General features: G+C 72.8%; 17 protein-coding genes. 10 read left to right on the top strand and 7 right to left on the bottom strand.

The features are described 5' to 3' along the window. Positions 1-515 precede the first annotated feature (515 nt). Positions 516-2,366, top strand: a complete 1,851-nt coding sequence (locus tag SXIN_RS05850) for a peroxidase family protein (RefSeq protein WP_019710987.1) — start codon at positions 516-518, stop codon at positions 2,364-2,366. Here SXIN_RS05850 and SXIN_RS05845 read toward each other — a convergent pair. Then, positions 2,305-4,008, bottom strand: coding sequence for an MFS transporter (locus SXIN_RS05845; RefSeq protein ID WP_420341041.1), 1,704 nt, complete (start codon positions 4,006-4,008; stop codon positions 2,305-2,307). The genes SXIN_RS05850 and SXIN_RS05845 overlap by 62 nt on opposite strands. After that, positions 4,005-4,781 (bottom strand): helix-turn-helix domain-containing protein, encoded by a 777-nt coding sequence (locus SXIN_RS05840; RefSeq protein WP_039823400.1) that lies wholly within the window; start codon positions 4,779-4,781, stop codon positions 4,005-4,007. The genes SXIN_RS05845 and SXIN_RS05840 overlap by 4 nt, the downstream gene beginning before the upstream one ends. Before the next feature lie 778 nt (positions 4,782-5,559). On the opposite strand from SXIN_RS05840, the gene SXIN_RS32710 reads away from it, so the two are divergent. Together SXIN_RS32710 and SXIN_RS32705 are read left to right on the top strand one after the other, a co-directional pair. After that, on the top strand, positions 5,560-6,141 hold the full coding sequence (locus SXIN_RS32710; RefSeq protein ID WP_272951797.1) for a DUF222 domain-containing protein: 582 nt from the start codon (positions 5,560-5,562) through the stop codon (positions 6,139-6,141). Next, positions 6,135-6,905: an HNH endonuclease signature motif containing protein gene (locus SXIN_RS32705; RefSeq protein ID WP_272951796.1), complete on the top strand. Its 771-nt coding sequence runs from the start codon at positions 6,135-6,137 to the stop codon at positions 6,903-6,905. The genes SXIN_RS32710 and SXIN_RS32705 overlap by 7 nt, the downstream gene beginning before the upstream one ends. 872 nt (positions 6,906-7,777) lie before the next feature. Here SXIN_RS32705 and SXIN_RS05830 read toward each other — a convergent pair. The 3 genes from SXIN_RS05830 to SXIN_RS05820 all read right to left on the bottom strand — a co-directional run bounded on the left by SXIN_RS05830 (position 7,778) and on the right by SXIN_RS05820 (position 11,434). After that, positions 7,778-8,476 carry a pentapeptide repeat-containing protein gene (locus SXIN_RS05830; RefSeq protein ID WP_337589345.1) on the bottom strand — a complete coding sequence of 233 codons (699 nt, stop codon included), beginning with the start codon at positions 8,474-8,476 and terminating at the stop codon, positions 7,778-7,780. A 239-nt stretch (positions 8,477-8,715) separates the two neighbouring features. Beyond that, a complete protein-coding gene (aceB, locus tag SXIN_RS05825; protein WP_019710983.1) occupies positions 8,716-10,335 on the bottom strand; it encodes a malate synthase A in 1,620 nt (539 codons plus the stop codon). 340 nt (positions 10,336-10,675) lie between these two features. Beyond that, positions 10,676-11,434 (bottom strand): nucleotidyltransferase family protein, encoded by a 759-nt coding sequence (locus tag SXIN_RS05820; protein WP_019710982.1) that lies wholly within the window; start codon positions 11,432-11,434, stop codon positions 10,676-10,678. Between the two features lie 379 nt (positions 11,435-11,813). Here SXIN_RS05820 and SXIN_RS05815 point away from each other — a divergent pair, with 379 nt between their 5' ends. Continuing rightward, positions 11,814-12,095 (top strand): DUF5955 family protein, encoded by a 282-nt coding sequence (locus SXIN_RS05815; protein WP_019710981.1) that lies wholly within the window; start codon positions 11,814-11,816, stop codon positions 12,093-12,095. Positions 12,096-12,176: 81 nt separating this feature from the next. Here SXIN_RS05815 and SXIN_RS05810 read toward each other — a convergent pair whose 3' ends face one another. Together SXIN_RS05810 and SXIN_RS05805 are read right to left on the bottom strand one after the other, a co-directional pair. After that, positions 12,177-12,980, bottom strand: a complete 804-nt coding sequence (locus SXIN_RS05810) for an IclR family transcriptional regulator (protein WP_019710980.1) — start codon at positions 12,978-12,980, stop codon at positions 12,177-12,179. A gap of 464 nt (positions 12,981-13,444) precedes the next feature. Then, the gene (locus tag SXIN_RS05805) at positions 13,445-14,125 is read right to left on the bottom strand and encodes a hypothetical protein (RefSeq protein ID WP_019710979.1); all 681 of its coding nucleotides are present in this window, start codon (positions 14,123-14,125) and stop codon (positions 13,445-13,447) included. A gap of 502 nt (positions 14,126-14,627) precedes the next feature. Between SXIN_RS05805 and SXIN_RS05800 the strand changes: the two genes are divergently transcribed. The 6 genes from SXIN_RS05800 to SXIN_RS05775 all read left to right on the top strand — a co-directional run bounded on the left by SXIN_RS05800 (position 14,628) and on the right by SXIN_RS05775 (position 21,394). Further along, positions 14,628-15,266 (top strand): bifunctional 4-hydroxy-2-oxoglutarate aldolase/2-dehydro-3-deoxy-phosphogluconate aldolase, encoded by a 639-nt coding sequence (locus SXIN_RS05800; protein ID WP_095756687.1) that lies wholly within the window; start codon positions 14,628-14,630, stop codon positions 15,264-15,266. 387 nt (positions 15,267-15,653) lie between these two features. Further along, positions 15,654-17,084, top strand: a complete 1,431-nt coding sequence (locus tag SXIN_RS05795) for a cytochrome P450 family protein (protein ID WP_095756686.1) — start codon at positions 15,654-15,656, stop codon at positions 17,082-17,084. 175 nt (positions 17,085-17,259) lie between these two features. Then, a complete protein-coding gene (locus SXIN_RS05790; RefSeq protein ID WP_039823392.1) occupies positions 17,260-17,979 on the top strand; it encodes a GntR family transcriptional regulator in 720 nt (239 codons plus the stop codon). Positions 17,980-18,315: 336 nt separating this feature from the next. Then, positions 18,316-19,326, top strand: coding sequence for a sugar ABC transporter substrate-binding protein (locus SXIN_RS05785; protein WP_095756685.1), 1,011 nt, complete (start codon positions 18,316-18,318; stop codon positions 19,324-19,326). Continuing rightward, positions 19,323-20,390: an ABC transporter permease gene (locus SXIN_RS05780; protein ID WP_019710975.1), complete on the top strand. Its 1,068-nt coding sequence runs from the start codon at positions 19,323-19,325 to the stop codon at positions 20,388-20,390. Before SXIN_RS05785 ends, SXIN_RS05780 begins: the two co-directional genes overlap by 4 nt. Before the next feature lie 200 nt (positions 20,391-20,590). After that, entirely contained in the window at positions 20,591-21,394 is an 804-nt protein-coding gene (locus SXIN_RS05775) for an ATP-binding cassette domain-containing protein (protein ID WP_039823389.1), read from the top strand. Positions 21,395-21,578 lie beyond the last annotated feature (184 nt).

Genomic DNA, 21,578 nt, shown 5'->3' with positions numbered 1-21,578 from the left:
TGGTGAGCCTGAAGGTTTGTACGGGAAGGGAGGGGTCCGGTGCCAACGACCGCGCACCGCGCGGTAGGTCGACCCCATCCGCTCTCCGTCCCGGTGTGACGCCGTGACTCCGTGACTCCGCGACGGCGTCACGCCGTCTGCCGTCCGCACCCGTCGGCACGCGGGCGTGCCTTCGCCGCCACCGGAGGTTCGCAGGGGCCGCCGCAGGGCCGCAGCGGGGCGGCAAAGGCCCCGGAACATCCCCTTCTGGTGGCCCGTGCGGCTCCACGACCAGCCCGGATCTATCCGCCCAAAAGTGGCAGTCAACCATTCCTCCCCCGGGCGCTGTCTCTGCGGGCAAGGGGGAACGACTCCCGCCGGCAGGACACCGCGAACGTCCCGTACGGCGGAACCGGCCGCACGGCCGCCCGGGCGTCACCCGCCCGGCGGGCAGCGGACTGCGGACGCCCGGAGGGGCTTCGCGGAAAGCCGCGGCCGTCCGCCCCGAACGGGGCCGAGATACGGGGGAACCATTCATGCAGCATCAGGAGAACCAGAACCAGCACCAGGAGCAGCACCACACCGGGAGCGGGCAGCAGCCGGAGCCGGACCGTCGCCGGAACCGGCACCAGCGCCACCACCGCGAGAGCTACTTCCTCGTCAACGAGGGCGACGGCGGCCGCGTCCTGGAGACCTCCCGGGGGAGGCGCACCGCCAGGCCCGCCACTGCCGAAGAGCGGAAAACCAGCTTCCGCTTCTCCCGGCTGAGCCGTGAGAAGGGGCAGCAGATCAGCGAGGAGTTACGCACCAAGCTCGCCCTGGCGATGACGGCCCCCACTACCGGCGACCAGGACTCGCACCCCGGCATCCCGGCCGGGTACACCTACCTCGGCCAGTTCGTCGACCACGACCTGACGATGGACGCCACCCGGATCGCCCTCGGCGAGAACCTGCCCGTAGAGGAGCTGGAGCAGGGCCGCTCGCCCTCGCTCGACCTCGACTCCGTGTACGGCCTCGGCCCGCACCACCCCAGCACCAGGGCCTTCTACGAGCGTGACGGCCGGCTCCGGACCGGAACGGCTCTCGGCGTGCCCTTCCCGGCGGACTTCGAACCCGCCAACACCGACCAGCCGGGCTTCGACCTGCCCAGGGCGGGCGAATCCGCCGGCGGCACCAGGGCCGACCGGCGCGCACCCCTCATCCCCGACCCGCGCAACGACGAGAACCTCATCGTCGCCCAGACCCATCTCGCCTTCATCCGCCTGCACAACCGCGTCCACGCCGACCTCGAGCGCCGCGGCCGCCCGCCGGGCCGGCTGTTCCAGGAGGCCCGTGAGCTGGTCGTCAAGCACTACCAGTGGGTGCTGCGCACCGACTTTCTGCCGAGGATCGTCGACGAGGAGATCGTCGAAAGCGTGTTCACCGAGGGAAGGCGCTTCTTCGAAGTGCCCGCGGGACGGCCCGGGCCGTTCCCCGGTATCCGGCACGGCGACCGGCCGACCATGCCCATCGAGTTCTCCGTCGCCGCCTACCGCCTCGGCCACAGCATGATCCGCGGTGCCTACCAGTGGAACCGGGTCTTCAACAGCAACGGCGGACCGGGCGGCATCGGCACCCTCGGACTGATGTTCCGCTTCAGCGGCACCTCCGGCAACCTCAGCCCGGGTCCGGACGACCTCTCGGACCTCAACGACCCGGAGGCCGGCGACAACCTCCGGCTGCCCAGCAACTGGATCGCCGACTTCCGGCGGCTGTACGACTTCGGCGAGGCGGGCCGGGCCGATCTCACCGTACCGGCGGCCGAGTTCAACCTCACCCGGCGGATCGACACCGTGCTCGTCGACCCGCTGGCCACCCTCCCGACCGGCACCTTCGGCGGCCGCGACGGCGGACCGGCCCCGGACCCCCTCCACCTCAACCTGGCCTTCCGCAACCTCACCCGCGCGGCCATGGTCGAACTGGCGACCGGCCCGCAACTGGCCAAGGAGATGGGGATCGACCCGCTGACCGACGAGCAGATCCTCACCGGCAGCGGCGGTGCCCCGCTCGACACGCTCACCGATGCCGAGCGGGAGGAACTGGTGGCCCACACCCCGCTGTGGTTCTACGTCCTCCGCGAGGCCGAGGTGAACCCGAAGCAGCCGGGGCGCCTGACCGGCGTGGGCGGCAACCTGGTCGCGGAGGTCTTCCACCGGGCCATGGAGGGCAGCCGCCACTCCATCGTCCGCGACCGCCGCTGGCGTCCGACGCTGCCGGCCCGGCGGAAGGGGGCCTTCACGATGACCGATCTGCTGCTCCACGCCTTCGAGGGCCGGGCGGACCTGCTCAACCCGATGGGTGACGGATCGATCCCGGCGTCTCCGTCGGAACCTCCGGCAGGCCGGTAGCCGGTCCTCCGGGGAGTTCCCGAGGCAGTGCCCGCCGCAGCTCCCCGGGCAGGCCGGTGGACGGTGCCTCGGCCCGGCCCGACGGCAGCCGAGCCGAGGCGGTGACGATCGGCGGGGAGCCGGCGGGGCCGGCCGCGCCGGTGCGGGCTGTGGGGTCCGCCGGGCCCGTGGGGTCTTCGGTGCCCGGGCGGACCGGAGGCGACCCAGCCCCCACCGGCGACCCGCCGGTGGCCACCGCTGCCGCTGCCACTGGTCGTCCCGCCGACGCCGCGGACACCAGTGGCTCCGCCGGCGCCACTCCGGCCGGCGCCACCGCTCCCGTCGGCAGTGGCGCCGGGGGCAGTGGCGCGGGACGGATCCACGACCCCGCCACCACCAGCAGAACCCCGGCCACCAGCAGCCAGGGCAGCGGCCCTGTCGGCAGGACACCCGCGACGAGCCCGGCCAAGGCGGCGGCCAGTTGCAGAGCGAGGGACTTCACGGACAGCGCGGTGGCCCGGCCCGCACTGTCCACCCGGTGGTGCAGCAGATCGTTCTCGTTCGGACCCGCTGAGCCGAGCCCGAAGTAGACGAGGGCGTATCCGGCTGCAGCGAGCACCAGGGCGGTCGTTCCGGTCCACAGCAGGGTCGCACCGAGCAGCGTCAACCCCGTGGCGCTCAGGGCGAGGCTCACCAGGACCGCGCGTTCACCGCTCCCCGCCAACCGGGCGGCCGACGGCGCGCAGTGACTGCCGAGGGCCGTGCAGAGAAAGCCCGCACAGGCGAGCGCCGCGAAGAGCAGCGCTCCCGACTCGGCGGCACCGGTCAGCGCGGCGGCGCGTCCCGGAGCCAGCAGCTCGATGGCGGCCAGGGCCGTTCCGGCGGCCGCGGCCGTGAGGAGGACGCGGCGCACCAGACCGTCCCGGGCCCCCAGGCGCAGCCCGCCCACGACGGTCGCCGGAACCCCGCGCAGTACGCCGCGCAGTACGCCGCGCAGTGTGGCCGGCAGCCGTGGTGGCTCCCGCAGAGCGGTCAGCACGTACGTCACGAAGACCAGCCCCACCGCCGCACCGAGAAGCGCCGGCACGGAGAGCGGGAGCAGTGCTCCGCCCGTCGCGGTGTCCAGCCCGCCGCCCAGCCCGGAGGCCGGGCCCTGCAGCAGCCAGGGGAGCCCACCGCCGATGAGGGTGCCCAGGGCCAGTGCGGTGGCGCACGCCGTGTTGCCGCGGGCGAGGCCGGTCCGCAACTCGGCGCCGGGGCCGGAATGGGCCTGCACGGTGTCGACGTACCAGGCCTCCGCGGGCCCGCTGGACAGGGCCCGTCCGGAACCCATCAGCACCATGGCGAGGGTGAGTGCCCAGACGGTCGTACCCAGGGCCAGCAGGGTGAGGGCGGTCAGGTTGAACACGCCGGCTGCGGCGAGGACGGTGCGGCGGCCGATGACATCGGACAGACCACCGGTCGGCAGTTCCAGAGCGGCCACGGTGAGGGAGTGCACGGCGAAGAGCCCGGCGATCGCCGCGAGGCCCATCCCGCGCTCGCCGAGCAGCAGGACCTGAGAGGGGAGGCAGAGGCCGACCGGCAGCCAGAAGAGGAAGTTGACGGCGGTGAAGCGGCGGCGTGCGCTGCGGGGAGTGAGAGCACCAGTGAGAGCACCGGTCATGACGCACCGGCGCCCGGACCGCTGTCCGGCGGTGTCCCCGGCGTGTCCAGCGGTGAGTCGGGCGGTGAGTCGGGCTCGGTGTTCTCGGTCCGGGCGGTCGACTCGGGACGATCGGCGGCGGCCCCGGTGGTGTGGGTGGCGACGGGTCGGCTGGTGACGGAGCGGTTGGCGAGCGGGCGGTTGGCTGGGTCGCGGGTGGCGAGGGGAAGCCCGGCGCTGAACACCACGACTGGCTCGGCGCGCGGATCGGACGCGTCCCGGTCGGCGAGTTCCTCGGCGCTCCGCTCGAATCGCTCCATGAGTTCGCCGAGAGACTCGGGCGTCAGGCGCAGGAGGAGATCGGAGATCCCGGACGGCTCCAGCCACTCCGGGCCCAGCCGCGCGGCTGCCAGATCCTCCTCGTGCTGGACGAGGGACCGCTCCAGATGCTCGATCTGCGCCCTGCGCGTGACGTCGAGGAACACCCGGTGCTCGGGGGAGGCGCTGACCGCGGCGTTGTCCCAGGACGTGACGGCGTGCACGGCCCGCCAGCGACGCTCCCGGCCGTCGCGGTGCTCGGCCTCGGCGACGAACCCGTACTTGGCCAGGACTCGCAGGTGGTAGCTGGTGGAGGCGGACGACTCCTGTGTCCTGCCGGAGAGTTCGGTCGCGGTGGCGGGCCCGTCCTGGCGCAGCATCCCGAGCAACCGGATGCGCAGGGGATGGGTGAGGGCTTTCAGGGCTGCCGAGTCCCTCTCCGGGTCGAGTACGCGCCGGCTTTCGTCATGGGGCATGGGGCGAGGCTAGCGTCGGCCAAGGAGTCTGCAAAGTTACTTCTGCAGAATTTTTTTGGGAGAGCCGGTGGGGGAGGTCTCGTCCGTCCGTGTTGTATTGGCCGGTGGCCGGTGGCCGGTGGCCGGTGGAGGAGAGTGGAGGAGGGCGGAGGGCGGTGGCAAGGGTGGGTGACAGGTAGCGGCTCCGGCCGAGGCATGAGCTGAGGCCCGGTGGGTGGTTGGGGTTACGGCGCCGGGTGGGCGGCGCGGTGGTGGTGGCGGGTGCGTCGCGGGCTGCCCGTTGTCGTGGTGGTGGGGGTTACGGCATCCGTGTCGGGGGTGGCCCCGTGGTCGGTCGTCTATCCGGTGCCGTGCGCGCCCGGGGTCGTGTGGAAAGGCGTTGGCGTGGCTGGTGCCGGTGGGTGGTTGCGGGGGCACACGCGCGCCTGGGTTCTTCGGCTTCCCCGTGCGTTGTGGCGGGCTGTCGGTGGTGGCGGTCGCGGGTGGGTGATTGTCGGTGGCTGCTGTGGTCGTGTCGGTTGTCGCCGGGATGAGGTCGGTGTGAGGCCCCGGTTCTCCGGCGCGTCGGCGGCCGCGTTCGGAGTGCTGGCGGTCCGTGGTGGTGCTGATATGGGACGGGGGCGGTAGGTGGAGTTCCCGGGTCCGCTTTCGCTCACTCGTTCGGGTGGTTCCGCGCTCTGGACCTGGATTCATCACCGTCCGTGACGGAAAATAGGGGGTAGGAACTCGCTGCGTGAGGGCGGGAGTTCACGCGGGTGATTCGGACGGGGGGAATGTCATGCAGGCCACGCTGCTCGACCACGACGACACGGCCACGACCGGGGACACCACCGGGGTGCCGGGGGAGCCGGTGACGGCGGATGAGTGGGCCGCGCACCTGGCCACGGCCACCCCGGGTCCGCAGACGGCGGCGATGCTCGCTCTGCTGGAACGTGGGCAGCTTTCCACCACGGGCGGATCGATGCTTGAAGGCCTGGGAGCGGCATCCTGGATTCAGGCGCAGCAGGTGGGTCTGCTGGCGGATATCGAGGCGGATGCTCTGGATGCGAGGCCGGATGGGATGGGCTGGGCGGACTATGACTGGGACTTCGCCTGTGAGGATGTGGCCTGTGCGTTGAAGTTGTCGGGGAACACGGCCGCGGAGCGTCTGGCGGTGGCCACCGCCCTGGAGGGCCGTTTCCCCACCACCGTGGGCCTGTTGGAGCGTGGGGAGATCTGTTATCTGCAGGCGAAGGCGGTGACGGAGGTCACCGGCACCCTGGACCCGGAGGCCGCCGGGCGGGTGGAGGCGATGGTGCTGCCCAAGATGCCGGGCCAGTCCGTCGGCCAGACCCGGCGGGCGTTGAACCGGCGGTGTTGAAGGCGGATCCGCTGGGGGCGGAGGTGCGGCATCGCCGGCGGCGGGAGGACCGCACGATCTGGCACCGTGCGACCGAGGACGGTATGGCCACCTGGACCGCGTTCCTCCCCACCCCGCAAGCCGCGCAGTTGGATGCTGCCGTCGATGCGCACGCCGCCACGTTCGGCGATGACGGGCGCACGCTGAACCAGAAGCGGGTGGACGCCCTGTATGACCTGGTCGTCAACCGCCCCGCCGGAGAGGCAACTGCGGGTGGCCGGTCGGCGGCAGTGGTGCAGGTGACGGTGTCGATGGACACGTTGATCGGGGTGGATGAGGAGCCCGGACAGCTCAAGGGGTACGGGCCGATCAGCGCCACCGCGGTGCGGGAGGTGGCTTTCGCTCCGGGCACGATCTGGCGGCGTCTGATCACCCACCCGAAGACCGGGCTGCTGGTCAAGACCGATCCGACCACCTACAAGCCCACCGCCGAGACCCAACGCCACGTCACCGCCCGCGACATGACCTGTACCTTCCCCTCCTGCCAGATGCCCGCCCACCGCTGCGACCTGGACCACATCCAGCCCTTCAACCACCAGGACCCGCAAGCGGGTGGGGCGACGGAGCCGGACAATCTGATGCCGCTGTGCCGACGCCACCACCTGTTGAAACACCGCACCGACTGGCAGGTGCAGCGCAACCCCGACACCGGCGAAGTCACCTGGACCGCACCGACCGGCCACGCCTACACCAACCCACCCCAGCCCCTCGCCCACATCACGTAGCCGCCGCCCCCCGGCAGCTACCGGCGCCAGCCCCTCCGCCACCGTGCGGAGGGGCCCACACCCCTGCCCAAGACCCGGAACCCGCCCCGGGCCACCACCAGACGGGCAACGCCTGGCAGGGGCCACGCGCGCACCTCAACGTCGACGCGCACCGGTGACGGCAAGCACCTCGGCCTCCACGGGCACGAGCCGCCCCCAGCCCCCACCGACCAGCAAGCAGCAAGCAGCAACCGGCAACCGGCAACCGGCGAGAGGTAAGAGGAGGCAAGAGGGGTGAGGGGTGAGGGGAGAGAGCAGAGCCCGCCGCGCCGCTACCCGCCACGACCGTCACCACCGACAGCCCGCCACGACGCACGGGAAGCCGAGAAGCCCAGGCGCGCGTGTGCTTCCGCGCACCCCCACCGGCACCAGCCACGCCATGCTGTTTGAGCCGTCCCCGGGTGCGCACGGCACCGGATAGACGACCGACCACGGGGCAACCCCCGACACGGATGCCGTAACCCCCACCACAACGACATCCGTCGGCCCGCGACGCATCCGCCACCACCATCGCGCCGCCCACCCGGCGCCGTAACCCCAGCCAAGACATCACCCGGCACCGGAACAGCCTGCGACATCCCTGCCGTCACCATCGCGCCGTCCACCCGATGCTGTGGCCCCAGCCGCTGCCTCGACTCAGGCCCAACCCGAACGGTGACGGCTGTCGGCTTGCGACTCACCGTGGATCACTGTTGTCCGCCCAGCACTGCGTTCCACCGGGAGGGTGCCGGAGGCCTCGCGGAGCCTCCGCGACCACACCATCGACCATGGCGCCTCTCGGTCCGGCCTGCGCTTTCGGGCGGGTCGCGGTCGGGTGATCGCACAGGGCCGGGTCAGTGGTCCCGGACCGTGATGCCGAGAGCCTGGGCGAGCATCGGCGCGATGGCGAAGAGCTGCGTGTTGTCGATGACGGCCCCGCGCAGGGAGTCGTAGCCGGCGGTGATGCCGAGACGGACGGCTCCGCGCAGATCGGTCCTCTCCAGCCGGGCCTTCTCGAACCGGACCCCGTCCAGGTCGGAGCCGGGGAACGTCACATCCGTCAGGGCCGCGCCGCCGAAGTCCACATCGCGCAGCAGGCAGTCCCGGAAGGAGACGTCCCGCAGTGTGGTGGCGCGGAAGTTCACCGAGTCGAACTTGCACTGGTGGAAGGTGACGCGGCGCAGCTCGGCGCCGAACATCTCCAGTCCGGCGAGCGAACCGGAGACGACCTCGGCGTCCAGCCAGTCCGTCTCGGCCAGGTCCGTCCCCACCAGGCGGGATGTGTGCAGCCAAACGTCGTTGAAGCGTGCGCGCCGGAGACGGCCGCCGATGAAGGAGACCGAGGAGAACGCGCACTCGGCGAACCGTGCGCTGCCGCTGTCCGCGTCCTCGAAAGTGTCGCCGTCGAAGTGCAGGGTGTCGTGGACGGCCTCCGGTGCCAGCCGCCCGCCGAACCGCTCCAGGTACTCCGCATACGGCAGATCACCGAGATCGCGGGGTGGGGGCAGGGCGTGCGGCATGGGGGCCTCGCAGGGGTGGGCGGAGCTGGGCACCGGTCGCGACCGACTCTAGGCGTGACCGCTGACAGGGGAGAGGCGCCGGAGGCGCGGACGGCAGGGCGGCCCTGCCCGTCGGGGGAGAGCGGACGGGCAGGGCCGGGGCCCGGGTGCCGGCGGGGCCGAGGGGTCCGGATGCCGGCTGGGCTGGTGAGAGCGGTGGTGTGCCCGGAGGAAAGAGCCGGGCCGGCGGTGGCGGCGGTGGCGGCGGTGACCGCAGTGGCTGCTGCGGCGGCTCAGTCCAGCAGCTCGTAGGCCGGCACGGTGAGGAAGTCCTCGAACCGCTCGTTGAGCGAGACCCGGAGCAGCAGGTCGTGGGCGCGCTGCCACTCACCCGCTGCGAAGGACTCCTCGCCCAGTTCCTCGCGGATCGCCGCCAGTTCGTCGGCGGCGATGCGGTGGACCAGTTCGCCCGTGGCCTTTTCGCCGTTCTCGAATTCCACTCCGGCGTCGACCCACTGCCAGATCTGGGAGCGGGAGATCTCGGCGGTGGCGGCGTCCTCCATGAGGTTGAAGATGGCGACGGCGCCGGTGCCGCGCAGCCAGGACTCGATGTACCGCAGGCCGACCCGGACGGCGTTGAGCAGACCGTCGTAGGTGGGCTCGGCCTCCAGGGTATCGACGGCGAGCAGATCGGCTGCCGAGACGCGGACGTCCTCGCGGAGCCGGTCCTTCTGGTGGGGGCGGTCGCCGAGCACGGCGTCGAAGGACTCCCGGGCCACGGGCACCAGGTCGGGGTGGGCGACCCAGGAGCCGTCGAACCCGTCGTTCGCCTCCCGGTCCTTGTCCGCCTTCACCTTTTCAAAGGCGGCCCGGTTGATCTCCGGGTCCCGGCGGGAGGGGATGAAGGCCGCCATGCCGCCGATGGCGTGCGCGCCGCGCTTGTGGCAGGTGCGGACCAGCAGTTCGGTGTACGCGCGCATGAACGGGGCCGTCATGGTGATGGCGTTGCGGTCCGGGAGGACGAAACGGGTCCCGCCGTCACGGAAGTTCTTGACGATGGAGAAGAGGTAGTCCCAGCGGCCCGCGTTGAGCCCGGAGGCGTGGTCGCGCAGCTCGTAGAGGATCTCCTCCATCTCGTAGGCGGCGGTGATCGTCTCGATGAGGACAGTGGCACGGACGGTGCCCTGCGGGATGCCGAGCCGGTCCTGGGCGAAGACGAAGACGTCGTTCCAGAGGCGGGCCTCCAGATGCGACTCCAGCTTCGGAAGGTAGAAGTACGGCCCTGCGCCGCGGTCGAGGAGGCGCCGGGCGTTGTGGAAGAAGTACAGGCCGAAGTCGACGAGGGCGCCGGGGAGGGAGCGGCCGTCCTCGCCCCCGAGGTGGCGCTCGTCCAGGTGCCAGCCGCGGGGGCGGGTGACGACGGTGGCCAGCTCCTCGGCGGGGCGCAGTGCGTACGTCTTGCCGCGGGGGTCGGTGAAGTCGATGCGGCGTTCGTACGCGTCGATCAGGTTGAGCTGGCCGAGGACGACGTTCTCCCAGGTGGGGGCGGTGGCGTCCTCGAAATCGGCGAGCCAGACCCGGGCGCCGGAGTTGAGGGCGTTGATCGTCATCTTGCGGTCGGTGGGGCCGGTGATCTCGACTCGGCGGTCGTTGAGCGCTTCGGGAGCAGGGGCGACCTGCCAGTCGCCCTCGCGGATGTCCGCGGTCGTGGGCAGGAAGTCCAGGGTGCCGGTGCGGGCGATCTCCTCGCGGCGCTCCTTGCGGAGGGCGAGGAGTTCGTCGCGGCGCCGGGTGAACCGGTGGTGGAGTTCGCCCAGGAAGGCGAGTGCTTCCGGGGTCAGGATCTCCTCCTGCCGTTCCAGCGGCGCGGCGTTGACGACGGTCGGCGCGGACGGCACCGGTGCGGCGGACATGGCGGTCACTCCTTCGAGGGCGGGTGTTCGGGGAGGATCGGGGAGGAGAACGGGACGGGACGGAGCGGGGAGGCGCCGCCGTGCTCTTGGCCGGGAGGGCGGGGCGGTTCACGGGTCGTGTGGTGGTGCGGGGTGGGGCTGCCGGGGGCTGCCGATCCCTTTGTGAATGGAGAGTAGTTTCCTCATTGTGGAAGTTCAACGCCGGGTGGGAGGCCGCGGCGCGGCGGCGGAGGCGCGGTGGGCTGCGAGGAGGGGTGCGCCCGCGGGATGCCGGGTCGCTCTCTCCGCCGGTGTTCCCCCGGCCGTGCCCGTCCCCCGGCCGCGCCCGTCCCCCGGGGCGTCAGCTGCCGCCGTTCAGCCGGTGCAGGTCCTCGGGGGTGTCGATGTCGCCGGGTGACGCGATGCCCGAACAGTCCACCAGCTCCAGTGCGTCGTGGTGCTCCGCCAGATAGGCCCGGGCGCCCCGGTCGCCCACTGCCCGGTCGGCGACGGCCGCCCAGTGGGCGGCGCCGAACAGCACCGGGTGCCCGCGACGGCCGTCATACGCGGCCGCGGCCAGGCTCGTACGGGAACGGAACGCGGCCCGCACCCGTGCCACGGCCTCCGCGCCCACGCCGGGCTGGTCGACGAGGGCGACGACCACCGCCGTCACCTCGTACGGAGCGGTGCCGTGCGCGCCGGGGCCCGGGCCCGGGGGAGTGGTGCCGAAGGGCGGGTGGAGCGGCGGCCGGGAAAGGGGTGCGTCGGGGGGTGTGTGTGGCGAGAGGGAGGCGAGGCCCGCGCGCAGTGAGGAGCCCATGCCCTCCGCCCAGTGCGGATTGCCGACCAGTACGCAGCCGGGGAGCTCCGCCCGCTCCCGGACCTCCTCCTCCGCCGCGCCCAGCACCACGTGCACCGGCGCGCACCCGCCGTCACGGAGTGCGCGGGCCGCGTGTTCGACGAGTGGCCGCCCCCGGTGCGGCAGGAGCGCCTTGGGCCGTCCGCCCAGCCGCCGGCCACCGCCGGCCGCCAGCAGCAGACCGGCGATCGCGGGTGCGGGGATGTCCGTCCGGGTGCCGGGAGCGTCCGGCCCCGGGTCTGTCGCTGATGACTCCGCCATGTCCCTTGCATACCGCACCGGTTGCCGTGCCGCTCTCCGCCCATCGTTCAGAAGGCGAACGCGTGTGGCCTTCCGCGGCCCGGGGCTCGGGTCGATCACGAGAGCGGTTGTCCGGTACGGACGGAATCGTACGGCTGAATTTCGCCCTCTGTGTAGCGCCCGAAGCGGAGAGTGGCGTTAACTGTCCGCAGCCCGGTGCGACTTACCCGTGGGCCCGGGGCCGGTGAGGCCCGTGGCGCTGTGTCGAAGAGCGAGGGGAAGCGCGTTGCGAAGTGATCGGACGGACTGCGGTACGCGGACGGCCGTCGTCGCGCCAGCGGGGGCCGTGCCCGGTGGCCAGAGCCGGCCGGCGGGCAGGAGTGGTGGCCCGGACCCGCGAGTGGAGGAGCTGTGCACCGCGGTGTCGCGGCTCCGCCGCGAGTTGGCCGCCCACCCGGCCGACCTGCGGGACCGGACCATAGCCGAGGACGAACTCGCCGCCCTCTACGCCATGGTGAGCGCGGGATTGCCCGAAGTCCCGCGGATGCGGCGCTCCTTGCTCCTGGTCGCGGGAGCCGTGGGCTCGGTGAGCGCGCTCGCGCCGGCGCTCGCGCGGGTGCGCCACGGGATCGAACTGTTCGGCAGCAGACCGGAGCAACGGACGGGTGAGCGGGCTCTGTAGGCCGGAAGTGCCGGGAGTGCCCGCAGCGCCCGGAGTGCCCGACGGTGGAAGAGGGGGAGGAGCGCGGCGGGGACGGGGCGCCTACGGGGGCGTACCGTCCCCGGCGAGCGTCTCCGACAGTTCGGCCGCGACCTCCCGCAACAGCGGCACGATCCTCCCGGTGGCCTCTTCCGTGAGCCGTCCGGCCGGTCCGGAGACGGAGATGGCCGCGGCGGTCGGCGAGTCCGGTACGGAGACGGCGAGGCAGCGGACTCCGATCTCCTGTTCGTTGTCGTCCATGGCGTAGCCCGAGGCCCGTACCTCCTCCAGAGCGGTGAGGAAGTCGTCCGGCCTGGTGATGGTCTTCTCGGTGGCGGCCGGCATGCCGGTGCGGGACAGCAGCGCCCGCACCTCATCGGCCGGCAGGTGCGCCAGCAGGGCCTTGCCGACCCCGGTGGAGTGCGGCAGCACCCGGCGGCCGACTTCCGTGAACATCCGCATCGAGTGGCGGGAGGGCACCTGGGCGACGTAGACGACCTCGTCGCCGTCGAGCAGCGCCATGTTCGCCGTCTCCCCGGTCTCCTCCACGAGCCGGGCGAGATGCGGCCGGGCCCAGGTGCCGAGCAGGCGGGCCGAGCTCTCGCCGAGGCGGATGAGCCGGGGGCCGAGGGCGTAGCGGCGGTTCGGCTGCTGGCGGACGTAGCCGCAGGCCACGAGGGTCCGCATCAACCGGTGGATGGTCGGGAGGGGCAGGCCGCTGCTGCCGGACAGTTCGCTGAGACCGACGGAGCCGCCTGCGTCCGCCATCCGTTCGAGCAGGTCAAAGGCCCGTTCGAGGGACTGCACGCCACTGGAGCCGTTGGCCGGCCTGGTGGCTGCGGTGGTCCTGTCGCTGGACGGCGGCACATCGCATCCTTTCGGGGCGGGTGGGGCCGGTCGGCCTGCGGGTACGGGCGGAGCGGCGGACCGGTGTCTGCAGCCTACCGGGCCGTTTCGCAGGTTCTTTCCGCGCGCGGGCCCCGGCCGCGGGCTGCGGCGGGCTGCGGTTGACGCGCTGCGGGTGGGCGGGCCGGCGGCAGCCGTCGGACGCGGACGTGACGTGATCTTCGTGCGGGTCCTGTGAATGCCGTGCGAACATCCGCCATGTGTGGTTGAGGAGGCTCTCTACGCGCGTCAGGCTGGGACTCGCGGATCCCCCCATGGTGCCCCCCACGTGGTGGCGGCCGCCCTCCCCAGGGGCGGCCGCCGCACCGCGGTCCGGACGCACGCGGGTGAGACACGTCCGCCGTCATGTCCCCGCCCGATGCCGGGACTGCGCCCCCCGCCGGGTCCTCGTCCGGTGCCGGTTCGTCGAGGGGCGGCGCGTGTGCTCAGATCATCCCGCCGACGCGGTCCCGCAGATTCCGGAACTGGCGGGTCTGCATGATCAGATGCGCGGGCTCGTTGTACAGCACGTCCATGATCCGCATGAGCGCTCGGGGGCGGCCACGGCCCCGCGTGCGGACGACCACGCGGGTCCGGTCACCGGGCACCGGGCGGAGATGGAACCCCCAGACGGCATCGACGTACGCGCGGGGCAGCGGTTCGTACCGGGCGTCGAAGGGGCGTCCGGACGGCAGTTCCAACTGGGCGCGCAGGACCAGCGTGCTCTCCGGCGCCAGCACCGCCACCGTGAACCACGCGTGGCCGCTGGGCACGGAAGCCAGGCGCTGCCCCACCTCCAGATGCTGCCATTCCGGGACGATGCGTTCGGCGCTCGGCCGTCCGCCGTTGTCCAGCCGGTCCCAGCTGTACCAGCCGCCGCGGTCGCAGCCCATCTGCGCCAGCCAGGGCCAGACTTCCGCGGGCGGTGCCGGGAGAGTCGTGGCCATGGTCGACGAGGCGTGGGCGTCGGGGACGAGGTCGTCGCCCGGGTAGGCGCGGGCGGCTTCCTCCGGGGTCGCGCCCCAGGTCAGCAGCCGCGGCCGTACGACGGCGCCGTAGACGGCCCCCGCCGCGGCGGGAACGGCGCGGGTGAGGAGGCGTCGGCTCCCGGGCCGGTGTCCGTTCATGTCCTCAGCGTCGCAGCTCCGGTCCGGTGCCACCACCGGGGTCAGCCCCGGGCCCGGGCCAGCGCTGGGTGGGGTGGGCTGGCGGAGCCTTCCCCGGGCGCCCCGGCGGTGCTGTCCTGATGCTGTCCTGATCGCGACGGTGGGGGTGTGCGCCGTGAGGGGGCGGGTATTCGCCCGGCGCGGGTGCGCCGTGCCGTGCGCCACTGCGCCCTCGGAGGCGCCTGGAGCCGCCCTTCGGCACCGGCCGTCACGGCGGGCGGAACGCACGGTGCGCACGGCGCCGGGCAGAACGTACCGGGAGGGCGGTGCGCGTCCGTCCCGGCCGAGCGGCGGCGAGACCGCCACCGATACGGAGGGACTGCCGACGGCGGCCGCCCGCGACAGCGCGTTGGCAGGCTTCGCCGGCTGCCCGGGCTCCGCGCGCCGGTGACCGCTCGGGGCCGGTCCGGACGTCCGTCGCCCCACATCCGAGGGCACGACCGAGGAAGGGCAGGAGACCGCCGTGTACCGCTGGGAGATCACCCGCGCCGTGCTGGCGCAACGCCTCCTCGCCATCGTCCGGGCCGACAGCTACGACCGGGCGGCCGTCCTGGCGGAGACCCTCGTCTCCGCGGGCGTGACCGGCCTGGAGATCTCGCTGACCACCCCCTTCGCCCTGGAAGCCGTCACCACCCTCACCCTCGAACTGGGGGACGACGCGGTGGTCGGCGCCGGAACCGTCCTGGACGGCGAGGCGGCCCGGGCCGCCGTCGGCGCGGGCGCCCGGTTCCTCGTCTCCCCGAGCCTCGAACCGGAAGTGATCCGCACGGGACACCGCTACGGTGTCCCCGTCTTCCCCGGCGTCGCCACCCCCACCGAGATGGTGCGCGCCCTGGAGCTGGGCGCCGACGCCCTCGGACTCTTCCCGGCCTCCGGCCACTCGCCGCGCTGGCTGGCGGACGTGCGGGCCGCGCTTCCGCAGGCGCCGCTGCTGCCCACCGGCGGCGTGACGGTGGAGAGCGCCCCGGAGTGGATCGCCGCGGGAGCGGTGGCCTGCGGCATGGGCTCCGCGCTCACCGAGGGCGACCGGGCGACCGTCTTCGAACGCGTCCACGACCTGCTGCGGCGCCTGGCCGAGGCGGCCCCGCCGGGAACCGGATAGACCGGGGCGGCGGCCCTCCCGGAGCCGGAGCACCGGGTGCCCGGAGCGTCGGGCGAGGCGCGTCGGCCGCCGGCTCCCGCCCCGCGCACGGGTGTCCGGCCTGCTGCCGGCCCCCGCTCTGCCGTCCGCAGACCTACCGCACCCGCCGTACGGGCCGTACTGCCCGTGAAGGACCGGTGGGGGCAACCTCCCCCGTTGGGCCGACGCCCGGCCGCCGGTACGGCTCGTAGGCTTTCCGTAGTCCGGTCCATGGCGCTTCCGTGCCCGAACGGCGACGTGGTCACGGAAGGCGCCGCGGGCTGGGGAGGAAAAAGCACACGAACGCGGTCACGCACACCAAGCCGGGCCCGGATCCGGGGCCGGACACCAAGGCCAGAGGAGCGGCAGATGGCGGAGCAGACCGAGGCGCGGTTAGCCGAACCGGCGCGAGGACGGACATCCGGACAGCCGGAGCCGCCCTCCGCGCCGACGGATGTGCAGGCAGGCCCGCGAGCGGGAGTGCGGGACCGCCCCGTGCCGGCCGCCCCCGGATCACCGGACGCGCAGGACGCGCAGGACCCGCAGAGCCCGCCGGAAGCCCTGAGCTCACCGGACGCACCGGACACCTCCGGCACGCCGGACTCCCCGATCATCGATCTCACCGCCTATGGCGACCGCTTCACCGTCGACCCCTACTCCGTCTACGCGGAACTGCGCGACCGGGGCCCGGCCCACAGGGTGCGCGTCGACGAGCAGAATGTGGTCTGGCTGATCGTCGGCCATGAGGAGGGCCGTGCCGCGCTGGCCGACCCCCGGCTCAGCAAGGACTGGCGCGCGGCACCGGACCTGAGGTTCAGGGCCGCCCCGGTCAACGCCAACATGCTGGACTCCGACCCGCCGGACCACACGCGGCTGCGCCGGCTGGTGGCCCGGGAGTTCACCTCGCGGCGGGTGGAGTCCCTGCGCCCGCGGGTGGAGGAGATCACCGGTGAACTGCTCGACGCGATGGCGGCCGCGCCCGACGGGCGGGCGGATCTCGTCGAGGCGCTGGCGTTCCCGCTGCCGATGTCGGTGATCTGCGAACTGCTCGGGGTGCCGTCGCTCGACCGTGCGTCGTTCCGCGCCTGGAGCAATGAAGTCGTGGCCCCCACCAGCCCCGAGGCGGGGGAAGCCGCGATGCACGCGGTGGGGGAGTACCTCGCGGGGCTGATCGAGGAGAAGCGGCGCCATTCCGGGGACGACCTCCTCAGCGGCCTGATCCGCACCACGGACGAGGACGGGGACCGGCTGACACCGGACGAACTCGTCGGCATGGCCTTCCTGTTGCTCGTCGCCGGCCATGAGACGACCGTCAACCTGATCACGAACGGCGTGCACGCGCTGCTCCGCCACCCCGACAGCCTCGCCGCGCTGCGGGCGGATCTCTCGCTGACCGAGCGGGCGGTGGAGGAGACGCTCCGCTGGGACGGGCCGGTGGAGAACTCCACCTTCCGCTATTCCCGCGAGCCGCTCGAGGTGGGCGGGGTGACCATCCCGGCCCGCCAGGCCGTCGTCATCTCCCTCGCCGCGGCGGACCGCGACCCGGCGCGCTTCCCGGAGGCGGACCGGTTCGACCTGCACCGCCGGCCGGGCGGGCACCTCGCGTTCGGGCACGGCATCCACTTCTGCCTGGGCGCGCCGCTGGCCCGGATGGAGGGACAGATCGCGATCCGCCGGCTCCTCGAACGCTTCCCGGACCTGGCGCTCGACCTCGGCCCGGACCGGCCCGCCGGGGACCTCCCCTGGATCCCGGGACTGCTGATACGCGGCCTGCGCCGGCTGCCCCTGCGGCTCCGCTGAGGCGGCCCCGCCGGCAGGCGGGTGAGCACCGCGGGGCTAAACCGCATGGTCAGGACAATCCGGCCGATCCGCTGTCCCCGGCCCGTCCCGGACGACTACCCTCCCCCTCGTGGCGAAGCGTGACACAGGGCGGGCCGGGGACCGGGCCGGAGCGGCGTCCTCCCTCCGGCTCGGTGTGGACCGCGGCAGCCCCGTACCGCTCTACTTCCAGCTCGCCCAGCAACTGGAGGCGGCGATCGAACGGGGCGGTCTCGCGCCGGGCAGCCTCCTCGGCAACGAGATCGAACTGGCCGGGCGGCTGGGCCTGTCCCGTCCCACCGTCCGGCAGGCGATCCAGTCGCTGGTGGACAAGGGGCTGCTGGTGCGCCGCCGCGGGGTCGGCACCCAGGTGGTGCACAGCAAGGTCAAGCGCCCCCTGGAGCTGAGCAGCCTCTACGACGACCTGGAGGCGGCCGGCCAGCGCCCCGCCACCCGGGTGCTGCGCAACACGGTCGAACCGGCCGGTGCCGCGGTCGCCGCGGCGCTCGGGGTTCCCGAGGGAGCGGAGGTGTGCCTCGTCGAACGGCTGCGGCTGGCCCACGGCGAACCCGTGGCCCGGCTCCGCAACCACCTGCCGCCGGGCCTGCTGGAGCTGGGCACCGGCCGGCTGGAGGCCACCGGTCTCTACCGGCTGCTGCGGGAGGCGGGGATCACCCTGCACAGCGCCCGCCAGTGCGTGGGCGCCCGCGCCGCCACCGCCGACGAGGGGGTGGAGCTCACCGAACCGGCCGGCGCCCCGCTGCTGACCATGGAGCGGACCACGTACGACGACACCGGACGCCCGGTCGAGTTCGGCTCCCACGTCTACCGGGCCTCCCGCTACTCCTTCGAGTTCCAGCTGCTCGTACGGCCCTGAGCCGCTCCCCAGCCATGTACGGACAACGTGCGGGCCACGTCTTGACGGGTGCCCGGGCCGCCACTACAACTCACCCGGCCCGCCGGGCAACCCGCCCGGGAACGACGGCCGTTGGGCTGTGGCCGAACCGTGTCCCCGGCTTCCGGCTGCGCCCGCCGAACCGGGGGAAGGACCTGCGGGGAACAGCGCGACCAGCGGTGACGGATACTTGACCGGCCTGCCGGACGGGGACGACCGTGCCGGGCACGGCCCGGGACCGGACCGGATCACCCCGGCGGGCAGCCGCACCGGCGGCCGCGTACCGCCGGAAACGGACAGCGAGAAAGGTATGACACCGTGGCAAGGGCTCACAGAGGCGTACGGATAGCGGGTGCGGTGCTGGCGGCCGTGCTCGGCACGACCCTGGCGGGGTGCAGCAGCACAGGCGGCAAGCAGGCGGAGGAGGGCTCCGGGGACAAGTCCGGCGGACGGTCCGCGGCGGGCACCCCGGAGTGGACCTTCGCCATGGTGACCCACTCCGGCGACGGCGACACCTTCTGGGACATCGTGAAGACCGGCGCCGAGAAGGCCGCGGCCAAGGACAACATCAAGTTCCTCTACGCGCGTCATGACGAGGGCCAGCAGCAGGCCGAACTCGTCCAGTCCATGATCGACCAGAAGGTCGACGGGCTGATCGTCACGCTCGCCAAACCGCAGGCGATGAAGGACGTGGTCGGCAAGGCCGTGAAGGCCGGGATCCCCGTGATCACCGTGAACTCCGGCTCCGCCGACTCCAAGGAGTTCGGCGCCATCACCCACATCGGCCAGGACGAGACCATCGCGGGCGAGGCCGTCGGCGAGGAGCTCAACAAGCGCGGGAAGAAGAAGGCCATCTGCGTCCTGCACGAGCAGGGCAACGTCGGCCACGAGGAGCGCTGCGACGGCGCCCGCTCCACCTTCGACGGCACCATGGAGAACCTCTACGTCGAGGGCACCAACATGCCCGAGGTGCAGTCCGCCATCGAGGCCGAACTCCAGTCCGACCAGTCCGTGGACACGGTCCTCACCCTCGGCGCGCCCTTCGCCGCCACGGCCGTGAAGGCCAAGGAGAGCGCGGGCAGCAAGGCGGAGATCAACACCTTCGACCTCAACCCGGCCGTCCTGAAGGGCCTGGAGAAGAAGGAACTCGGCTTCGCCGTCGACCAGCAGCCCTACCTCCAGGGCTACCAGGCTGTCGACCTGCTCTGGCTGTACCGGTACAACGCCGACGTCCTCGGCGGCGGCCGGCCCGTGCTCACCGGCCCGCAGATCATCGGGCGGGAGGACGCCGGCAAGCTCAAGTCCTACATCGAACGGAAGACGCGGTGAGCGCGCCGGCCACGGCCGCGCCCCCCGCGCCCCCGTCCCCGGCGAAGGCGGACGAGCGCCTGGTGCGCCGGTCCCTGCCGCGCAAGCTGCTCGGCCGCCCGGAGCTCGGCGCCGTGGTCGGCGCGGTCGCGGTCTTCGTGTTCTTCGCGTTCGCGGCTGACAACTTCCTGGAGCCCGCCGCTCTCGGCACGGTGCTCTACGCCTCGTCGACCATCGGCATCATGGCCGTCCCGGTGGCGCTGCTCATGATCGGCGGCGAGTTCGACCTGTCGACCGGCGTCATGGTGACGTCCTCGGCGCTGGTCTCCTCGATGTTCAGCTACCAGATGTCGGCGAACGTCTGGGTCGGCGTCGGGGTGTCCCTCGTGGTCACCCTGGCCATCGGCTTCTTCAACGGGCTCATGCTGGTGCGCACGAAGCTGCCGAGCTTCATCATCACCCTCGGCACCTTCCTCATGCTGACCGGACTGAACCTCGGCTTCACCAAGCTGATCAGCGGCGGCGTCTCCACCGACGCCATCGGCGACATGGAGGGCTTCGAGTCGGCCCGTACCGTCTTCGCCTCGCACTTCCGGCTGGGCGGCGTGCGGCTGGAGTCCACCGTGCTGTGGTGGCTCGCACTGGTGGTGCTCGCCACCTGGATCCTGCTGCGCACCCGCGCCGGCAACTGGATCTTCGCGGCGGGCGGCGGCGCGGACGCGGCCCGCGCGGTCGGCGTCCCCGTCAACAGGACCAAGATCGGCCTGTACACGGGGGTCGCCTTCGCCGCCTGGGTCTCCGGCCAGCACCTGCTGTTCCGCTTCGACGCGGTGCAGTCCGGCGAGGGCGTCGGCAACGAGTTCCTCTACATCATCGCGGCCGTCATCGGCGGCTGCCTGATGACCGGCGGCTACGGCTCGGCGATCGGTTCGGCGATCGGCGCGCTCATCTTCGGCATGACCAGCCGGGGCATCGTGTACGCGCAGTGGGAGGCCGACTGGTTCAAGTTCTTCCTCGGGGCGATGCTGCTGCTGGCCACGCTCCTCAACGCATGGGTCCGCAAACGGGCGGAGGCGACCAAGTGACCGACAAGACCGAAGCCGCCCGGGAAGCGGGCGAGGCACCGGAGGCGGGCAACGCACCGGAGGCGGCGCGGGCCGGGTCCGCGACGGAGCAGTCCGCGACAGCGCAGTCCGCCGCGGAGCCGGCGAGTGATCCCGCAGGAGAGCCTGCGGCAGAGCCCGCCGGTGGCGCGGCCGGGGCTGCCGCCGTTCCGCTCGTCGCCCTGCGCGGCGTGAGCAAGTTCTACGGCAACATCAAGGCGCTCCAGGACGTCAGCCTGGAGGTCCACGCGGGCGGGATCACCTGCGTCCTGGGCGACAACGGGGCGGGCAAGTCCACCCTGATCAAGATCATCTCGGGGCTTCACCGGCACGACGGCGGCACCTTCGCGGTCGACGGCCAGGAGCGCCGGCTGTCCTCCCCCCGCGAGGCCCTCGACCTGGGGATCGCCACGGTCTACCAGGACCTGGCCGTCGTCCCGCTGATGCCGGTGTGGCGGAACTTCTTCCTCGGCTCCGAACCGACCGTCGGCCGGGGCCCGTTCAAGCGGCTCGACGTCGCCACGATGCGCGCGACGACCCGCCGCGAGCTGCTGCGCATGGGCATCGACCTGCGCGACGTCGACCAGCCGATCGGGACCCTCTCCGGCGGTGAGCGGCAGTGCGTGGCCATCGCCCGCGCCATCCACTTCGGGGCCAAGGTCCTCGTCCTGGACGAGCCCACGGCGGCCCTCGGCGTCAAGCAGTCCGGGGTGGTGCTCAAGTACGTGGCGGCGGCCCGGGACGCCGGTCTCGGCGTCGTCCTGATCACCCACAACCCGCACCACGCCTACCTCGTGGGGGACCGGTTCGTCCTCCTCAAGCGGGGCGCGATGGCCGGCAGCCACAGCCGGGACGCCATCGGGCTGGACGAGCTCACCCGGCAGATGGCGGGCGGCTCGGAGCTGGAGCAGCTCAGCCACGAACTGGAGCGCGGTCCGGCACCGGACCTGACGGCGCCGGAGGACCGTCGCACCGCCACGGCGTGACGGCCGGGGCGCGGCTCCCGTGCGGCTCCCGTGTGGCGCCCGGCTCCCGTGCCCGGGTCCGCCGCTGTGCGCCGTCCGCCCCGTCTGAGGCACAATCGTCCCTCGGGCGACCGACCAATCGCCGACCGGCGGCCCCCGGCGCCCGCGTGCCGGGCCGGCCGACCACCCCGACGACCTTGTGAGC

The sequence above is a fragment of the Streptomyces xinghaiensis S187 genome, assembly GCF_000220705.2.
In the GTDB taxonomy this organism is placed as follows: domain Bacteria; phylum Actinomycetota; class Actinomycetes; order Streptomycetales; family Streptomycetaceae; genus Streptomyces; species Streptomyces xinghaiensis.
Note: the sequence above shows the minus strand (reverse complement) of the source record. Positions and strands in the feature narration are given on the sequence as shown.